This is a genomic window from Anabaena sp. WA102 (assembly GCF_001277295.1).
GTDB lineage: Bacteria > Cyanobacteriota > Cyanobacteriia > Cyanobacteriales > Nostocaceae > Dolichospermum > Dolichospermum heterosporum.
The window spans coordinates 3,101,396-3,120,835 of sequence record NZ_CP011456.1; the positions used below are offsets into that span (position 1 = coordinate 3,101,396).

Genomic DNA, 19,440 nt, shown 5'->3' on the forward strand with positions numbered 1-19,440 from the left:
CTCATTTTCTTAACTCAAATTTTTTCATATTTAGGGCTGGCTGAATAAAGCTAGAACCATTTACCAATAAGGATTTTGCATATTTTGATCATAAAAAAGTGCAAGTTTTTAGCTAATGGTGTCTCAAAACAGTTGCATTTTTCCTGATCGGATAAGTAGGTGGACACAATAAAACCAAACTGTGTAAAGAAACGTAAAATCGCTGAAAACTTCTTCACTCTTGCCTCTTGCCTCTTGCCTTTTGCCTTGCCATAACGACAATTTTCAACGCCAACCTACTTATGGGAAATTGAGACTATCCAGGCTGAAACTGTTCCCTGTACCCAGTTAAGAGTTCCCCTACCCTCACAGATAACTTTTATGGCTTACGCCGCGCTACGCTATCAGCAAACCCTACATATATCCAGGTATACTTGTTTTTTACGAGCTTGACTAATTCCCAAGTTGTTTGCAAATTTATCTCTCAACATATTTAAGCTCTGACTAAGTAGGTGAACACAATAAAACCAAACTGTGTAAAGAAATGTAAAATCGCCTAAACCCTCTTCACTCTTGCCTCTTGCCTCTTGCCTTTTGCCTTGCCATAACGACAATTTTCAACGCCAACCTACTTAGATTGAGTTATTCGGTGACAATCAACATTGATAATTTTTTTCTAGTCTACTACTCTATTGGTTCTATCAAAAAGGTTAAACCTATCTCTACTACAAAAAACTTCTATGACTCAAGATCTCACACAAAAATGGTTAACCGAAATTCAGTCTCTCACACAACAGATGACGAAATTTCAGCGGGAACGAGATGAAGCTTGGGAAAGTTCGCAAAAATGGCGACAACTTTATAATACCGAAGCAGAACAACGGCGTGTAGACGCAAAAATGCACCAAGAAGCTATGGTGTCTATAAAGGCTGAAGTCCAAAAATTTTCGGTTGTTAATGGGGAAACAGGAACTGATATGACTACAGCTATTCAGCAAGAAATTTCCCAGTTTAATTCTATAGAAGAGTTACAAACTCAATTGTTAGAAGTCATACAGGAACGTGATTGTCTATTACAAGCTTTGAAACTTGAGCAAGAAAATCACGCTCAAACTCGAAAAAGTCTTACTACAGCTTTAGGTGATGCTATTGATAGTTTAGCCCGTTTAAGAGCGGGCAGCAAAAATACAGGAGGTGATTGACACTCCCTAACCCTCCCCTTTATAAGGGGAGGGTTAGGGAGGGGTAAAACATTTGATACAGCAATCATTTCAATTATGTGATGCTTAGATCCCCGACTTCTTAAAGAAGTCGGGGATCTTAATTTGAGAATAGTAGAAATTAACCGAAATGTTTGATGATTGCGTCTGCAAATTCAGAACACTTTAATGGTTGTACAGGTGGTTCCATTAACCGCGCTAAGTCATAAGTAACTTGACCATTGACGATCGCATCACCCAATCCTTTTTTAATTAAATCTGCGGCTTCTTGCCAACCCATATATTCCAGCATCATCACACCGGAAAGAATCACCGAACCGGGGTTAATTCTGTCTAAGCCCGCGTGCTTTGGTGCTGTCCCATGAGTAGCTTCAAAAATCGCGCAGGAGTCGCCAATATTTGCCCCTGGACCCATACCTAAACCGCCAACAATAGCAGCAGCAGCATCGGATAAATAATCACCGTTCAGGTTCATTGTCGCCAGAATAGAATACTCATCTGGTCGAGTTTGGATTTGTTGAAAGATACTATCAGCAATGCGATCATTGACCATGATTTTCTCTTTCCATTTACCGTTTCCGTGACTGTCCCAAATTGTATTGAGAACGGTTTCAACTTCCTTGACAATTTGGGCTTTTTTCTCTGGAGTCAGGGAATCAAAACCAGGATCAATTTCATGGGCATTTTCTTCTAAGGAAATATTGGGGTTTTTTTCCTTATTACCCAAAATCCAAGATTCCCGTTCTGTCACGCACTCTTGACGAAATTCGCTGGTTGCTAATTCATAACCCCAATCCCGGAAAGCGCCTTCTGTGTATTTCATGATATTGCCTTTATGCACCAAGGTGACTTGTTGCTTATTTTTGGGCAATAACAAAGCGTGTTTAATGGCACGTCTCACCAAACGCTGAGAACCGGTTTTGCTGATGGGTTTGATGCCGATACCAGCGTCCAGGGGAATTTGCTTTTTACCATGTTCTGGGGTAGCAGGTATCAATTCCTCATTCAAGAATTTTATCAGGCGATCGCCGATTTCACTACCTTGCTTCCACTCAATCCCCAAATAAATATCTTCCGTATTTTCCCGATAAACAATCACATCCAGTTTTTCAGGAGTTTTGTGGGGAGAAGGAGTTCCAGCGTAATAACGACAAGGACGCACGCAAGTATAAAGATCAAAGATTTGGCGTAATGCCACATTTAAAGACCGAATCCCCCCACCGACAGGAGTAGTCAAAGGACCCTTAATAGCTATGCCATATTCTTTAATCGCCGTCAATGTATCCTGGGGCAAATACTGGTATGTACCATAGAGATCACAGGCTTCATCACCAGCATAAACCCTAAACCAGCTAATTTTTCTTTTGCCCTTGTATGCCTTAGCGATCGCCGCATCCAGCACCTTTTCCGTCGCTGGCCAAATATCTATACCCGTACCATCACCGCGAATAAAAGGAATAATTGGATTTTCAGGAACAACCGGTTCACCATTTTTGAAGGTAATTTTCGCGCCGATAGTGGGAGGAGTAATCTTTTCGTACATAATTCACACATTCCAAATAGAAGAAATTCACAAGTTCGTAGGGGCGCAGGGCCTGCGCCCTAAGATCCAGGTCTTGCGCCCTAAGATCCAGGTCTTGCGCCCTAAGATCCAGGTCTTGCGCCCTAAGATCATTACAGTAACCCCTGGATTCTATGACCCCTTACCTGATAAAGTATTGTTAGTTAGGATTTGCACAGTCCACTGGGAGTAATTTTTTCAGACACACACTCAAAGACTTTGCAAATTCACTTCGCTATTCGTCCTTCATTTTGTAGAATAACCGATAGCAATAGATAGTTTATTCACGCTCACGCTAACACGAGTAACGGCATGACAGACCCAATGATTGTATCAGGCACTACAAATGATCTCGACTCCCTCCGCCAAAAGTTAATCGCTGGGTCCGAAAAAGTCCAACAACAAATCATCCCGCAGTTAGCTGACTTGGGTAATGATGGGTTAGATGTGTTGAAGGAATTTTTGCTGAAACGTCGTGATACCCCAGCAACTTGGATTGATGGTAAAGTCTACCAAGTCATCTATAATACTAATGCACCGACAGATCAAGAATTTCTACAAACTAACTTTCCTGAAGGAATTGTACCCCTAAAATCGGACTGTGGGATCAGTTACAATTCTTTGCAAAAGTTACTTGCCAATCAAGATTTTCAAGCGGCTGATCTCTTGACAATTCAAAAAATGTGTGAAGCGGCAAGTCCCCAAGCAGTACAAAGAAAATGGCTATACTTTACCGAGGTAGAAGGTTTACCAATTCAAGACTTACGCACTATCAATCAACTCTGGGTAGTTCACTCAGAAGGTAAATTTGGCTTCTCTGTCCAGCGCGAAATTTGGTTAGGTTTAAGTAAAAATTGGGTCAACTTATGGCCAAAAATCAACTGGAAGAATGGTAATAACTGGACAAGATATCCCAACGGGTTCACATGGGATTTAAGCGCCCCTAGAGGTCATCTACCGCTCTCTAACCAACTGCGCGGGGTGCGAACCATGTCTTCTTTATTGTCCCATCCAGCTTGGATTAAGTAGACCTTTTACTTTGACACTCTCCGGTCTAAAGACGCGGAGATTCTCTAGAGAGTTTCAGTCTATATCCCTCAGTTATCCCAGTTTCAGGCATTGCCTTAAATATTTGGGTTCTTGCCCTGATTTCGTTTGCCCTGACGGGCGAAATCATATCTGACAAGCGTAACTTTCCGAGAGTCCCCCGGTAGCTTTTTACGTCTTTAGTGACAATTTAATTGTATCACGAATATTGAAGGCAATTAATTCGCCTGTGTGCGTTTTCCCCTTCGGTCTGAAGACGCGAAGCCTCCAACGCTACCGCGTTCCTCTTGTGGGTTTGCGAGGGAAGGGAAGCAATCACAACCCTTGGAATTGCTTCATTTCACTTCGTTCCATATGGCTAACGCCACGCTACGCTTACGCAATGACATTGTGTAATTAATTCTGTCTCACTACTTATTATTATTTTCGGATTGCACCACAAGAAATTTGAGGATATTCTTTTATTTGGAAGTCTCTAATCGCAATATATATGAGTTTGTTAGATCCCCAACTTGTTTGAGAAATCTGGAATCTGAAATTAATCAACTGCAATTTAGAGAAACTTAATAAGAGGAACATAAAATGCACGATATTTTAATTTTCCAAGATAAAACATTACTTAATCAAGCACTAACTCACCGTTCTTATGTCAACGAACACCCAGGAGAAGAACATAACGAGCGCCTAGAGTTTCTTGGTGATGCTATTCTCAATTTTTTAAGCGGTGAATATCTCTATGAACTTCATCCAGAAAAAGGAGAAGATGAATTAACTCGTCGTCGTTCTGCATTAGTAGATGAAAAACAATTAGCAAAATTTGCGATTGAAGTAGGTTTAGACTTGAGAATCCGTTTAGGACAAGGTGCAATTCTTGATGGAGGATATAATAATCCTAACTTATTAAGTAGTACCTTTGAAGCAGTTATTGGTGCTTATTATCGAGATAAAAATTGCAATATTGCATTACTTCGCCCTATTGTAGAAAAACTTTTTGCCTCTGTACCTGAGAATATTGTTGTATCTCGCTCTAATGTAGACTCAAAAAACCGCCTTCAGGAGTGGGTACAAAGTAGTGGTAACACAACTCCACCCAAATATGTTACAAGACAAATAGGTGGACAATCTCATACACCAATATTTGAATCTGATGTCTTTGAAGTAGTGAATGGGAAAGAAATATGGCGGGGAAAAGGACAAGGACGCAATAAAAAAGATGCAGAAAAAGCTGCTGCTGAAAATGCGTTAGATAACTTGTAGAAAATGGTTATTAACTTGATAATTGTTGATTTTCTGCTTGTATTGGCGAATATAATTCGCAGCTACACAGACAGAACTCATCTATTCCTGCTGTCCCGTGAGAGGGTGTTTGAAAAGTCATGATTGCTGTATCAAATGTTTTACCCCTCCCTAACCCTCCCCTTATAAAGGGGAGGGAACTGGATTTTCTTGTTTCAATAAAACCAAACTGTGTAAAGAAACGTAAAATCCCTGAAAACTTCTTTACTCTTGCCTCTTGCCTTGCTATGACGACAATTTTCAACGCCAACCTACTTAAGGGGGGTAACAATATGATGAAAATTACGGGATACCACTTTTAAAACATCCTCTAAGGGATACATGGGTTTCAAACCCTTGATTTTTCATTAGTTCACGCAGGTGGACTTAGCCTGTGTAGTAGCGATTTATAATCGCCGGAAACTATTATTCATGACGAATACTGATGTTATTACTGAATATAAATGTTAATGTTCTATCATGATTCAGAATTGAGTAAGTCAGCTTAATCCAGTACATTTAATTTAATAGTGCTGGAACGGAGGAACCAAATTGTGGGGCGTATTTTTGTCTTGACTAATTTAGGAATTTAAGATTTAAAACTCAAATCAAATCTAAAATCAAGCAAAAAAAGGTATCTCTCAACCTTAGCCCGTCAGCTAACTTCGTAGGCATTGAGAGGAGACTGAAGAGACAGAATTTTAATTATTTCTGATCTTATCAGTGTCCAAGGTTGGTACTAGTTAATGTTTCCATAACCAAGCTTAACTCTGCTGAGGTGAAATAAATGATATTGCAACTAAATTTAGCTGCCATTGTCGCAGTTGCTGGAAAAGCTATTTGGAGAAAAACCAAACCAGTAATTTTTCAAGATACTTTCGTATTTCCCGCACTCGGCTGTTTAGGAATTATTTTATTGTGGTGGGTAGTAGCACTAGCTAACCATGAATTAATGCCCACACCACCGGAAGCTTTAATTGCCAATTGGGACTATATCTTACATCCATTCTATGAGAGAGGTCCAGGTGATTTAGGAATTGGTTGGTTATTATTAGCCAGTTTACGGCGGGTAATATTAGGATTTGGTTTAGGGGCATTAGTAGCAATTCCCTTGGGTTTTTTGATTGGAATTTCAAGACCCGCAATGCTGGCTTTTAATCCCATTATTCAGATTTTCAAACCTGTATCACCCTTAGCCTGGTTGCCAATTTCTTTATCTCTGTTTAATTTAGCAGATCCTTCCGCTATTTTTGTGATTTTCATTACTTCCCTCTGGCCAACTATTATTAATACAGCATTAGGAGTTTCTAGTGTACCAAAAGACTATTTAGATGTAGCACAAGTCCTAGAAATGCCCCGTTGGCGACAGATTACTAAAATTATTCTACCTGCTAGTTTGCCTTATATTTTTACAGGTTTGCGAATTAGTTTAGGTATTGCTTGGTTGGTAATTGTGGCTGTAGAAATGTTGACAGGTGGAATAGGAATTGGCTTTTTTGTTTGGGATGAATGGAGTCGTTTAAATCTGAGTTCTGTATTTTTAGCAGTGTTTATAATTGGCTTAACTGGGTTGATTTTAGATTACGGTGTGGGCAAACTTCAAGAGTTAGTTACTCACCGTCCAGGAAGTTGATGATTTTATCTCACGCAGAGGCGCAGAGAGGATGAAAAGAATTTTTCAAATATAATTATCAATTACTATGACTGAAAATCATTTAACTCGCAGAGATTTTATTGCAGGAATGGGGGCGACAACTGCGGGAATAATATTATCATCCTGTGCTGTTTCGGGAGATAAATCTGCGAAGGGACTAACAGAAGAAGCTTTAGCGGTGATACCAGTAGTCAAATCCCAAGATTTAGAAAAACCGGACATTACTGTGGGTTATGTTCCTGTTAATGATTGTGCGCCATTTGCGATCGCTTGGAAAAAAGGATTTTTCCGCAAATATGGTTTAAATGTTACACTCAACCGCGAAGCCAGTTGGGCTACCTCCCGCGACGGCTTAATTTTCGGTCGTCTCGACGCTTCCCCCGTCGTCTCCGGTGCTGTTACCAACGCTAGAATAGGTGCAGAAGGTGCGCGTCATGCCCCCTTATGTGCAGCAATGACCATCCACCGACATGGTAACGCCATGACCATGAATCGGGATATGTGGGACTATGGCATTCGTCCCTGGTATGAATATCAACAAAAATACGGTGATGGGGCTTTAGAAGCCTTTGGGAAGGACTTTCGCGGCTATTTTGACAAACAACCCCCAGAAAAGAAAATCTGGGCTGTAGTCCTCAGTTCTGCCATTTATGAATACTTTGCTCGCTATCTTTCTGCTGCTGCGGGTGTTGATCCTCTTAAAGAATTTCGGGTCATAATTGTTCCACCACCGCAAATGGTAACAAACATGAGAATTGGGGCAATGCAAGCTTACATGGTCGCCGAACCTTGGAATACTAGAGCAATTACAGGTAATGAAGGTATTGGTTTTACATTCGCTCAAGGTAAGGAAATTTGGCACGGACATCCAGATAGACTCCTGGGTGTAATGGAATCTTTTATTGTTAATTATCCTAAAACTTACCGTTCTTTGGTAAAGGCAATGATTGAAGCTTGTCAATATTGTAGCAAACCCGAAAATCGTCAAGAAATAGCCGAATTACTGACAGAAAGATCATTTACTGGTGCGAAACCTAAAAAGCCGGGTGTGCCTATTACTAAATTTACTGGACCGGGAATTATTGGCAATTATAATTATGGTGGTTTTGATGGCAAAGACCGCACTATCAAAGCAGATGACACCACAATTTTTTATGATCTTCCTAACAGTATTCCCCTCGAAAAAGGGGAACATTCTACATTTTTATGGCGTTCTCGCAGTCTTTGGTTAATGACTCAAGCAGCACGGTGGGGACAAATCAAAGAAATTCCTAAAAATGCTGAAGAAGTAGCCGCAAAAGGTTGGAGAACCGATTTATATCGAGAGATAGCCGCAGAAATGGGAATTGAATGTCCCAAAGATGATTATAAAGTTGAACCTCCTGAAGCATTTATAGATAAAAAAGGATTTGATCCTAGTAATCCTGTAGGATATCTTCATAGTTTTGATATCCGTGCTAACGCTCCTTCTCAGTTTTTTTTATCCTAAAAAATAGGTAATTAATTATGGAATATATAACTTCATCCCAACATAATATTACAGAAACTTTGCCCCGTAACGGATTTTTAGAAATCGAAAATTTAGTTAAATCCTATCCAACCCAGGACAAAGGAAAATTCACAGTTTTAGATCATGTTAATTTGACTATTAAGGAAGATGAATATATTTCTGTAATTGGTCATTCTGGTTGTGGTAAATCCACATTATTAAAAATAATTGGTGGTTTTGAAAAAGCTACATCTGGTTCAGTTCGCTTAGATGGAAAAGAGATTCGTAAACCAGGAGCCGATAGAATGATGGTATTTCAAAATTATTCATTATTACCTTGGTTAACTGTCCGCGAAAATATCCGTTTAGCAGTAGATGAAGTTTTGAAAAATGCCAACCGTGCCGAAAAAATTAGCATTGTCAATGAACATTTAGCAATGGTAAACTTAACCCCAGCCGCAGATAAATACCCTGATGAAATTTCTGGAGGAATGAAACAAAGGGTTGGTATTGCTAGGGCTTTAGCAATTCGTCCCAAAATGTTATTAATGGATGAACCTTTTGGGGCTTTGGATGCCTTAACTCGTGGTAAATTACAACGTCAAGTATTAGATATTTGGGAACATCATCGTCAAGCAGTCATGATGATTACCCATGATGTTGACGAAGCAATTTATATGTCAGACCGAATTATTTTGATGACGAATGGACCATCGGCAAAAATAGGAGAAATTTTAAAAGTTCCTTTTGAACATCCCAGAGATAGAATAGCCATGCGTAACTCCACAGAATATTTTGAACTTCGCAATCATGCTCTGAATTTTCTTGATCAAAATTTCACACCAGAGTAGGGACAAACCCCCCGTAGTTGACCAGATTTGCTTAAATTTTTGGCGTTGCTGATAGCCTGCGTGGCGTAGCCATATCGAGGTATGAAATTCCCAAATTGAACCTTTAAAACTCAAACCTCAGTGCGTGATTGCGCCTTGGCGTGAGACTAAAATTCATACCCTTAATCAGCAACGCCAAATTTTTGTTCCCTAATTACCAGAGACAACTTTTAAGCCCGGAGAGTTTAAAATTTCAGTATTATCTTTTCTCACTATTAAAGTGGAGGTAGAATTTCCATCTTCAGTTATAGGTTGTTCTAAAATGTAGACATAATCCCCATTTTTCCAACCTGTAACACATTTACCATCTCGACAGGAGACTTTACCACCTGTTAACTGGAGACATTTACCATTAGTATCACATCCTTGATAACTGACATCTCCCGTACCATTAACTCCATTCCAAGAATCAGTATTACTCAAAGTAATTGTCCATTTATCATTACTTAAAGTTTGTGATTTACCACTTTGGGAATTACTGCTTGGTGATTTTTCCTCTACACCTGCATTTACAACTTCCATTTTTGTAATAATGGATTCCTTGCGAGTTTTACCACAAGGTTCTGCACTTTGACAATCACTCACTGATTGGATTTCATAAACGGCATTAACTTTTTTATTTAACACCTTTTTTTCATCAGCACACATTTCAAAAGTCGCCCCAACATTGTGTTCAATTCCTTTTTTATCTACTAAAGTGACGTAACACATTAAATCACCATTGACTAATTTTGTAACCGTTCCCTCCTTGGGTTTTATACTTGTACCCGTTTTAGTATTTTTATCTAGATTATTACGAAAAAATTTTCTCTTATGTTCTTTATTATCTTTATTTCTTTGTGTTTCTGATGCTTGTTTATCTTCTTTTTCACTGACTGCTACTGGAGAAGTTTCCGTTGGACTTTCAGTAACACTATTACTCGAATTTTCTTGAACTGCAACCTTGGGTGCGTTATCACAACCTATCAAAGATACATAGCTAAGAATGACAGCAATTGCGGGAATTAATTTTTTCATGGTGAAATTACAATAATCGAGAATATTCCCGTATTTTAACATAAACCTAAATTATACTTTTAATATTTATCAGGAATTTTCACATATAAAAATAGAAATCATGAATGATATTTGAGAAATTTTAATATCATGGTGAGTTACGCTGTAGCTAACATACCTTAGTCGTCTGTCAAGAACTAATTGACGGGTAAATAAATTTTTCTTCTTCCTTCTTTCTTCGCGCTCTTTGCGTCCTAATGCCTACGGCACGCTCCGCGAACGTGGTTCATTTCTTCTTTATCCGTCAAAATTTATTTGACAGACTACTAGTTATCAAAAATAAAATATTACTCCTATATCAGAATTTTTTTAGATACAACCTGAATTAATTGATAATCTTTAAAACTACCAATAACCCGATAATGTATTGGTAACTCAACAAAACTCGGTTGGTAAATCCAAGCATAACTCAAAATAGGTAACTGGGAAACTAAATCTACATTCTTCCCATATTGAGGTGTATAGAAGTAAATTAGCAGAGATTCTTTATCATTAAATCCTTTACCTTTAACAAAGTTAATCGGATGATTATGCAAAACTTTATTAATTGTTTCTTGTTTGTAAAATACTCTAAAATCTGGGTTGAAATCACCTAACAAACCTAAATTACCTGCTGTAGCTACAGATAACCAACAACTAATTAATAAGCTACCTAGCCAATAATGAGAAGTTAAAAACTTACGGTGATAATAAAACTTACCTATCCAGATTAACGGCACAATTAAGCTACCAAAACCAGAACATATCATCAGAATTGCATATTTGTGAATATTTACCTCACCCCAAACTAAAATACTTATTCCGGCTAAAACTAAAATTATGCCTAATATTCCCCAAGCACAACTGATATTTCTTGGTAAATAAATCATCTCATGAGATGAATATTGATCATCAAATCCTTTTTGGTAAATTTTTCCTAACCAATCTAAACCCACCGCAGATAAAAAAGCAATAAATGGATAAATGCAAAGACTATAATGAGATAAACGAGTGGAAAATATACTCAATTCAGTAAATAAGATAACGGGAAACCCGATTAATATTAATGGATATTTAGAAATTGAATACCGAATTACTAATGTTATTCCTAATAAACTAAAAAAGAACCAAGGAAAAGATTTTAAAGCTAGATTCCATACATAAAATAAAATGCCATTTCTATGTTGTTCATGACTACCTAGTTCTATAACAAATCCCAATAAAGCTGCAATACTATCGCTACCATAACGTAACCAGCTAAAATAAAGCCAAATTAAGGTAGGAATTAAACCGACCAAAAACCCTAAATACAACATGGGGTTAGTTAAATGACGATGACGACGATGATCTATGATTAAATAAGGTAATAATGCCATCATTGGCAGAAAAATCATTAAACTTCTTATCAAAAAACCTAAGCCAAAACTCACCCCGGTGATAAAACCATATAAATATCGTTCTTGAGGATTTATATCAGATTTTAATAAAAAGAAAATTCCTATAAATACTAATAATATAGTTGGTAAATCTGGTGTTGATAACCGACAATATTGTATCCACAAAAATTCTACGCTGAGAATAATAATTCCCCAAAATGCTAATTTTTGAGATAAAAGAATTTCTCCCACTTTATAAATAACAAATATGCTCAAAATTCCCGCAATCATTGTCGGTATTCTCGCGGTTGTATCACTAACGCCAAATATTTGATAAAAAATAGCAATTAACCAATAAAAACCAGGGGTCTTATGATGAGGATGACCCCAAGGTGATACCCAATCACCTGTTTCCAACATTTGTCTGGCTCTCAAAGCATAAAGTGTTTCATCATGAGCCATGAGACTGGTTTCCCCAGAAGTAAATAACAATAAAGGAAGTAGCCAAATTAATAACTTGCAATATGGGAATTGCCAAAATAGCCGAATTAATTGGATAATATTGATGATTCGTGGTGATTTAAAAAACATTTATGAATTGTAAAATATAGTATTTTTCATGTAAAATAAGTGAAGTTATCAAAACTAACTTACCAATTAGAATACTAGCCAAAATTTTTAGATCAGGTAAAAAAGACATTTATGCTACTGCAACCAAATCAACGGATTAAGTTAGATGAATCGGATGATCAGTTATTCTATAATTACCCTCGCTTTGTCACTCATGTAGATAATGGTTTTATTCAACAATTAACTGATTTATATTATCAGCGACTTCGAGCAAATATGCGTGTTCTTGATTTAATGAGTAGCTGGGTATCGCATCTACCTACAGAGATAGATTTTGCTCATGTACAAGGACATGGACTAAATGCTGAAGAACTAGCCCGAAATACTCAATTAAATCATTATTTTGTCCAAAATCTCAATACAAATCTCCAGTTACCTTTTCCAGATCAAGACTTTGATGCTGTTATTAACTGTGTTTCTGTGCAATATATCCAATACCCAGAGGCTATATTTTCGGAAATACACCGCATTCTTAAACCCGGTGGGATCGCAATTATTAGTTTTTCTAACCGGATGTTTTTTCAAAAGGCAATTCAAGCCTGGCGAGATGGTTCGGAAGCTTTTAGAGTAGAATTGGTCAAGGGCTATTTTACCTCAGTTCCTGGATTCACGACCCCGGAAGTGATTTGTTCGACCTCAACAGCACCAATTTTCTTGCAGTGGTTGGGAGTAGCAGGTGGAGATCCTTTTTATGCAGTGATAGCTCAACGTCTCGCGTAGTCTTGTACTACAAAAATATCCAAATATTTTGTGATGATCACTACCTCCAATCATTATTTAAAAGTAAATTTTCTAGTTTGTAAGTGACAAAATAGTTGATAATTGCCTCACAAGCTCAAGTATCAAGGAGAAGCCAAAAATGGTGATAAATCGTGGGCGGAGAGTTTTAGCTGCTGTACTGCTATCAATTGTACTACTGACTACAGCTTGCGCGACAAAAGCACCCAGTCGTTTTGATCAAGTACAACAGGAAAGTACGAAGCAAAGAAGTGGACAGGCAGTAGTTAAAAATGCAACTCAGGGTAGTAAATTAAATGAATTCTTCCCCAGTGGCGGAGATGGCTATGATCGAGTCTACACCCAAGAGAAAAAGGGCTTTTCTGAGGCAAACTTGAAAAAGGGTGGTAAGGTAGTTGCCCAACTCGCTATTTCTGATACTAGTAGCATACCAGGGGCAGCGGCTAAATTTGCTAATAGCACCGAAAAAATAGGTGGTTATCCCGCAGTAAAAGTTGGTAATACTCAAACTTCTGTGCTAGTGAATAAGTACCAAGTGAAGGTGATTTCTAAAAGTCCATCATTTACTGCGAGCGATCGCGCAGCTTGGATAGGAAAATTTAATCTTGATGGTTTAGCAACGTTGAAATAGTTTAATCGCTTCCCTAACTAACAACCGACGTTAATACAAAACATACATAAGGAGAATTTTGTGAGTAAACCAATTCAGCAGCTAGTTGACGAACTACCAACCAGTAATTTGACTGTTTCCATGTTGAACGCTTTAGATTTTGTTGCTCCTGGAGAATGGGAAAATACAGTTGGTTTTGTGAATACCATTAAAACTGTTACCGGGGAGACTGACGAAGACTTAATTCAACAAATTGGCGAAAGAGCAATTTATTTATTTAACGATAAATCCCAAGGATATCAAACCGCCCTCTGGCTTTATCAAACCGTTGACGGTGCAGATAAGGCTTTGGGTGCAGCAGCTTTGGCTAATAAAATTGGGGAAAACATTCCCATGCTCGGTTTTTTAAACTCCCTGACTCCCAAACCAGACAAAGCTCAAACCATTGACTTAACCCTGAAATTAGTAGCTGAAGTCGTCGCCTTTTGTCAAATTAATGGCATTCCTGGAGATAGTATCGGCGATTTTGTCGGCTCTTTAGGTGAGTATGGTGGTGAGTCACTTATCCGCATGGTGGCATTAGTTTGTGTTGATGGTTTAATACCCCTTGGACCAGATTTTATTAACAAAGCCTTATCTGGGATTAGTCGAATGAGTCCCCAGGATTTAAACCAAAACCAGACTTTCCAAAGCATCAAAAATACTATTCCTGGCAATAGCGATTCTGGTAAACTCGACTTTATCGGTAACAGTTTTCAATCAGTTAGCGGTTGGATGAGTGGACTTGTGAACAGCCATAATCTAACTCCACAAAAAGTAATTAGTAATTTGCAATCTTTCACACAAATTGCTGATGACAAGCTAGATTATCTAGCAGCATTTATAGATGTGTCTACAAATTACTATGAACACACAGGAACTCAGACTTTAGCACGACGTTTAATTGAACGAGCCGTAGCTGAAATTTAGTCTGTAGGGGCGCAGGGTCTGCGCCCTCTATTTTATTGAATTCTAGCGATAACCACTATATTTTGAAGTACAAGAAGAAATAATTAACCGCAGATGGAAGAAGATGGACGCAGATAAACGCAGATAAATTTGGACTTCATCCTTTTAAATCTGAGTCTTTATGAGTATAAGTATGACAGCTTGTCTTTTGACACAATTTCTATTTATAGGGAAAATGGAAATTAGTGATTGTTATTACCGGGTGTGAGTCCAAAAATATGACTAAGAATTGTTTCCTACCAGTTTATTTACTAAGTTTACTGGTAGCATTTCCTGCTGTAGCTGCTGATAATGAAAATAATCAAAATGCAGTCAATTTAGATATTCCTAATTTAAGTGAAATTGAATTAACCGCCACAAATGCTCAATTATTAACCCAACAACCAACAGTAACCGAAGTTAAGCCAGAACCCGCCCCAGAAACAGATTTAACTCCTACAGACGATGCAGATATTTCCATAGAAACCATTGGGGAAAAAGATGTTCTCCCTGAATCTACTCCCACTTATGTAATTGAAAAAGAGGAAATTCAAAAACAGGGTGCAACTAGTGTTGCTGATGTTTTAAAAAGAATGCCCGGTTTTGCTATTAATGATGTGGGACATGGCGCAGATATTCACACAGGTACATACTATCGAGGAGCTTCAATTAATCAATCTATATTTTTGATTAATGGTAGACCAATTAATAGTAATATCAATACATATCATGGTGCAACTGATTTAAATAGTATTCCGATAGAGGCTATTGAACGAGTCGAATTATATAGCGGTACGGCTGCTTCTTTATATGGTTCTTCAGCCTTTGGCGGAGTTGTCAATATCATTACCAAAGAAGGTTATGGCAAGCCAAAATTAAATGCTAGTGCCGAATTTGGTTCATTAAACTTAAATAATCAACAGGTAACTTATAGTGGATCAACGAGTAAAGTAAAATACAATTTTAGCTTTGAAAGGTTCTTTATAGATAATCGTTACCGCGTTCCTGTTGGTGCTGCAAATCGTGATGCTCAAGGATATTTTTCTAATGCAGACACAGCTACCAGCACTTATTTTGGTAGTGTCGGAATAGATTTAGATCCTAAAAACTCTTTGAATTTGGATGTTACTGCACTCAGTAGCCGTCGGGGGTTAACTTATTTTGGTTCTCGATATTCTGGCTTACAACTACAAAAAGACAGATTAGATCATGATGGTTTGAATCTTGGGTTATCTTGGAAAACTCGACTTGGTAAGGGAGATAATTCCAATTTAACAACTACATTTGGTTACAACCGAGATTATTTTAGCACCTATGGACCAACCGTTAATAATAGCGGTAGAGAATATTATAGAACTGGAATTTTAGATACACAACAATTAAAAGCTAGGATAGATCATGAATGGAAAATTACCCCGAATAATCAATTACGTTGGGGATTAGATTTAAAAAATACTGATTTAATTGGCGATGTTTTGAGTACAGATCCAGAAAGAATTGCTAAAAATGAAAGGGAAGATAGAAGTACATTTAATACAGCTTTATTTGCTGTCAATATTTGGCAACTTAGCGATGCTTTGCAAGCAGATTTAGGGGTAAGACAAAACTTTGATAGTCAATTTGGGAGTTATTTTAATCCTAGTGTTGGGTTACGTTATGCAGTTAATCCAGCTATTGCAGTGCGTGGAAGTTGGGCAGGGGCGCAGCGCAATCCAGGGTTAGATCAATTATATGTTTTTGATACGGTTCATAATTGGAATCCTAACCCCGATTTAAAACCAGAAACAGGTTCTACTTGGACTGCGGGAGTAGATGTAATTTTGTCAAAAAATCTCTTAGGACAATTTACTTATTTTGGCAGTAGTTTAGATAATCGTTTGGGAGTTATTAATAATCAATGGCAAAATATTGGTTTAGTAGATACCAATGGTTTAGAAGCAGCATTGCAATTAAAAATTGCCAGTGCATGGTCAACTTTTATCAACTATACTTATACAGATGCTCAAATCAAAACAGGCACAGAAAAGGGGTTACAATTAGGCTTAATTCCCTATTCTTCACTACAAACCGGAATTGGTTATCAAAAGGATGGATGGCAAGGTAATTTATATGCTACTTATAATAGCGGTACTCGTCGTTCTGTTTTTAATAATTCTGGAGCAGGAGAAAAAAGTACAGATTTTGCCCCGTCTTTCTTTAATTTAGATTTGAGTGGACGGATTCCTGTAAATAAAAACTTGGGATTAACTTTTTACTTAGAAAATCTTCTCGGTGAACAATATGAACGAGTGAATCGGATATATAGTCCTGGTTTTACTTTCCGTGTGGGTCTAACTTCTAGTTTGTAGGCAACTTTCCCTCAATTTAGGTACAATCTATAAGCTGACATAACCTTGACTTAACCAAAATGACAAGCATCTCCACCCCTACCCTCAAAATCCCCGAACTCCTAGCACCTGCGGGTAACTGGGAATGCGCTCAAGCCGCAGTAGAAAATGGTGCGGATGCGATTTATTTTGGTTTAGAAAAGTTTAACGCGAGAATGCGGGCTGAGAATTTCACGGAAGCAGATTTACCCGAATTAATGGAATTTTTGCACCTGCGGGGAGTCAAAGGTTATATCACTCTGAATACCTTGATTTTTCCCCAGGAACTAACGGAAGCACAGCAATACCTCAAAACTATCATTTCTGCTGGTGTTGATGCTGTCATCGTGCAGGATGTGGGTATTTGTCGGTTGATTCGTCATCTTTCCCCTGACTTTCCGATTCATGCTTCGACCCAAATGACTATTACCAGTGCTGCGGGGGTAGAATTTGCTAAATCTTTGGGTTGTCAATTGGTAGTTTTGGCAAGAGAATGTTCGATTTCTGAAATTAATAAAATTCAACAACAAATATCTCAAAAAAATACTTCCTTACCTTTAGAGGTTTTTGTTCACGGTGCTTTGTGTGTCGCATATTCTGGACAATGTTTAACCAGTGAATCACTAGGAGGACGTTCTGCAAATCGGGGAGAATGCGCTCAAGCTTGTAGAATGCCTTATGATTTAATTGCAGATGGGGAAGTTGTGAATTTAGGCGATCGCAAATATTTATTAAGTCCTCAAGATTTAGCAGGTTTAGACGTTTTACCAGAGTTAGTAAAATCTGGAGTGACTTCTTTGAAAATTGAAGGACGGTTGAAAGCACCGGAATATGTTGCTAATGTAACTCGCGTTTATCGTCAAGCTTTAAATCAACTATTAGAAACAAATGTAGAGACGTTTTCTAGTCGAAAGAAAGACCAATATAAGTTAGAAATGGCATTTTCTCGCGGACTATATACAGGTTGGTTTGAGGGAATTAATAATCAAGAATTAGTGCATGGGAGATTTGGCAAAAAACGCGGTGTTTATTTGGGAGAAGTTACCCGAATTAGAAATGCCGAAATAACAATAAAGCTAGAAGCACCTGTCAAACCGGGAGATGGGATTGTTTTTGATTGCGGACACCCAGAAAGGAAGGAAGAAGGGGGACGAATATATGCAGTTATTCCTAATGGTCAGGATGTCATCTTAACTTTTGGCAGAAATGATTTAAATTTCCATAATATCCATATAGGTGATAAAGTTTGGAAGACAAATGATCCAGAATTGGATAAACAAATCCGTCAAAGTTATACTGGGGAACATCCCCAATTTACCAGACCGATTAATATCGAAGTACATGGAGAGATTGGCGAAAAACTAATAGCTATATCCCGTGATCAATCTTGGAATATAGTGCAAGTAGAATCAGAAATATTAATAGCTGAGGCACATACAAAACCCCTCTCTACAGAAAGATTAAAAGAACAATTTGGCAGGTTAGGAAATACACCTTTCCATTTAGATACTTTTATAAATAATCTCAACGGTAATATTATGTTACCTGTGAGTGAGTTAAACCGAATGCGTCGGGAAATAGTTAGCAAATTAGAGGAATTAAGAAGTAGACCCAAACTTTGGGAATTAAATCATCACGGAAAATGGCAAGATTTAATTAGTTCTAAATCTACACCAATTCCTGCTTCCCCTTCCCTGATTGTTTTGGTGAGAAACATCGAACAATTAAAAGCAGTATTAACAACAGATATCAAAACTATATATTGTGAATTTGAAGATCCTCGCAATTATAAAGAAGCAGTAAAAATAGTCCGAGAATCAAAACAGGAAGAAATTAGTATTTTTGTCGCACCACCCCGGATAACCAAACCTGGAGAAACCTGGATTTTAAAACAAGTTCTTGCTTCCCAAGCTGATGGTTATTTAATTAGAAATTATGACCAATTAGAATATTTTGCGAATGAAAGATGTGTTGGTGACTTTTCCTTAAATATTGCTAACCCTTTAACCGCAGATTACTTTAAAAACGGCTTTAATTTAGAACGATTAACAGCATCTTACGACTTAAATATTAATCAACTCGAAGATCTAATTACCAATTACCCAGCACAAAATTTTGAAGTCACAATTCATCAACATATCCCTATGTTTCACATGGAACATTGTGTATTCTGCGCTTTTCTGTCTGAAGGAACAGATTACACCAATTGTGGTAGACCTTGCGATACACAAGCGGTTACAATCAGAGACAGAGTAGGTAGTGAACACATTCTTAAAGCAGACGCAGGATGTAGAAATACAGTATATAACGCAACGGCACAAACCGGAGCAGAATACGTACAACGGCTGATTTCATTGGGTTTACAGCACTTACGGATTGAATTTGTCAGCGAAACACCGGAACAAGTGGAAAAAACCATACATAGCTATCAGAAATTACTCCAAGGAGAAATCATCGGTTCGCAACTGTGGAGAGAATTGAAGCTACAAAACCAATTAGGTGTGACTCGTGGTGCATTGGGGATAATGTAGCTAAATGGCAATAAGTAGTATTACAATACTTATGCACCTTGATTACTACTTT

The 19,440-nt window shown here is 37.8% G+C and carries 14 protein-coding genes and 1 riboswitch; of the genes, 11 read left to right on the forward strand and 3 right to left on the reverse strand.

What is annotated here, in order from left to right:
* The first annotated feature begins 719 nt into the window (after positions 1-719).
* Complete coding sequence (locus tag AA650_RS13370) at positions 720-1,181, forward strand: hypothetical protein (RefSeq protein ID WP_039200761.1); 462 nt, start codon at positions 720-722, stop codon at positions 1,179-1,181.
* 139 nt (positions 1,182-1,320) lie between these two features.
* On the opposite strand, the gene AA650_RS13375 is transcribed toward AA650_RS13370, so the two are convergent.
* Positions 1,321-2,742, reverse strand: a complete 1,422-nt coding sequence (locus AA650_RS13375; RefSeq protein ID WP_027401596.1) for an NADP-dependent isocitrate dehydrogenase — start codon at positions 2,740-2,742, stop codon at positions 1,321-1,323.
* A gap of 330 nt (positions 2,743-3,072) precedes the next feature.
* Here AA650_RS13375 and AA650_RS13380 point away from each other — a divergent pair, with 330 nt between their 5' ends.
* From AA650_RS13380 to AA650_RS13405, 5 genes are all read left to right on the forward strand, one after another.
* Positions 3,073-3,789 carry a GUN4 domain-containing protein gene (locus AA650_RS13380; protein ID WP_053539387.1) on the forward strand — a complete coding sequence of 239 codons (717 nt, stop codon included), beginning with the start codon at positions 3,073-3,075 and terminating at the stop codon, positions 3,787-3,789.
* Between the two features lie 600 nt (positions 3,790-4,389).
* Positions 4,390-5,064 carry a ribonuclease III gene (gene rnc / locus AA650_RS13385; RefSeq protein ID WP_053539388.1) on the forward strand — a complete coding sequence of 225 codons (675 nt, stop codon included), beginning with the start codon at positions 4,390-4,392 and terminating at the stop codon, positions 5,062-5,064.
* Between the two features lie 510 nt (positions 5,065-5,574).
* Positions 5,575-5,771, forward strand: a riboswitch (cyclic di-AMP (ydaO/yuaA leader).
* Between the two features lie 98 nt (positions 5,772-5,869).
* The gene (gene ntrB, locus AA650_RS13395) at positions 5,870-6,715 is read left to right on the forward strand and encodes a nitrate ABC transporter permease (protein WP_053539389.1); all 846 of its coding nucleotides are present in this window, start codon (positions 5,870-5,872) and stop codon (positions 6,713-6,715) included.
* Positions 6,716-6,782: 67 nt separating this feature from the next.
* Entirely contained in the window at positions 6,783-8,225 is a 1,443-nt protein-coding gene (locus AA650_RS13400) for an ABC transporter substrate-binding protein (RefSeq protein WP_053539390.1), read from the forward strand.
* Between the two features lie 17 nt (positions 8,226-8,242).
* Positions 8,243-9,076 (forward strand): ABC transporter ATP-binding protein, encoded by an 834-nt coding sequence (locus AA650_RS13405; protein WP_053539391.1) that lies wholly within the window; start codon positions 8,243-8,245, stop codon positions 9,074-9,076.
* 189 nt (positions 9,077-9,265) lie between these two features.
* On the opposite strand, the gene AA650_RS13410 is transcribed toward AA650_RS13405, so the two are convergent.
* Positions 9,266-10,132, reverse strand: a complete 867-nt coding sequence (locus AA650_RS13410; protein WP_053539392.1) for a hypothetical protein — start codon at positions 10,130-10,132, stop codon at positions 9,266-9,268.
* A 332-nt stretch (positions 10,133-10,464) separates the two neighbouring features.
* A complete protein-coding gene (locus tag AA650_RS13415; protein WP_053539393.1) occupies positions 10,465-12,117 on the reverse strand; it encodes an ArnT family glycosyltransferase in 1,653 nt (550 codons plus the stop codon).
* A gap of 111 nt (positions 12,118-12,228) precedes the next feature.
* Between AA650_RS13415 and AA650_RS13420 the strand changes: the two genes are divergently transcribed.
* The 5 genes from AA650_RS13420 to AA650_RS13440 all read left to right on the forward strand — a co-directional run bounded on the left by AA650_RS13420 (position 12,229) and on the right by AA650_RS13440 (position 19,388).
* Entirely contained in the window at positions 12,229-12,876 is a 648-nt protein-coding gene (locus tag AA650_RS13420; protein ID WP_053539394.1) for a class I SAM-dependent methyltransferase, read from the forward strand.
* A 139-nt stretch (positions 12,877-13,015) separates the two neighbouring features.
* Positions 13,016-13,525: a hypothetical protein gene (locus AA650_RS13425; protein WP_053539395.1), complete on the forward strand. Its 510-nt coding sequence runs from the start codon at positions 13,016-13,018 to the stop codon at positions 13,523-13,525.
* Between the two features lie 60 nt (positions 13,526-13,585).
* On the forward strand, positions 13,586-14,473 hold the full coding sequence (locus AA650_RS13430) for a hypothetical protein (protein WP_053539396.1): 888 nt from the start codon (positions 13,586-13,588) through the stop codon (positions 14,471-14,473).
* 257 nt (positions 14,474-14,730) lie between these two features.
* Positions 14,731-16,839: a TonB-dependent receptor plug domain-containing protein gene (locus AA650_RS13435; RefSeq protein ID WP_053539397.1), complete on the forward strand. Its 2,109-nt coding sequence runs from the start codon at positions 14,731-14,733 to the stop codon at positions 16,837-16,839.
* 59 nt (positions 16,840-16,898) lie between these two features.
* Positions 16,899-19,388 carry a U32 family peptidase gene (locus AA650_RS13440; RefSeq protein ID WP_053539398.1) on the forward strand — a complete coding sequence of 830 codons (2,490 nt, stop codon included), beginning with the start codon at positions 16,899-16,901 and terminating at the stop codon, positions 19,386-19,388.
* Positions 19,389-19,440 lie beyond the last annotated feature (52 nt).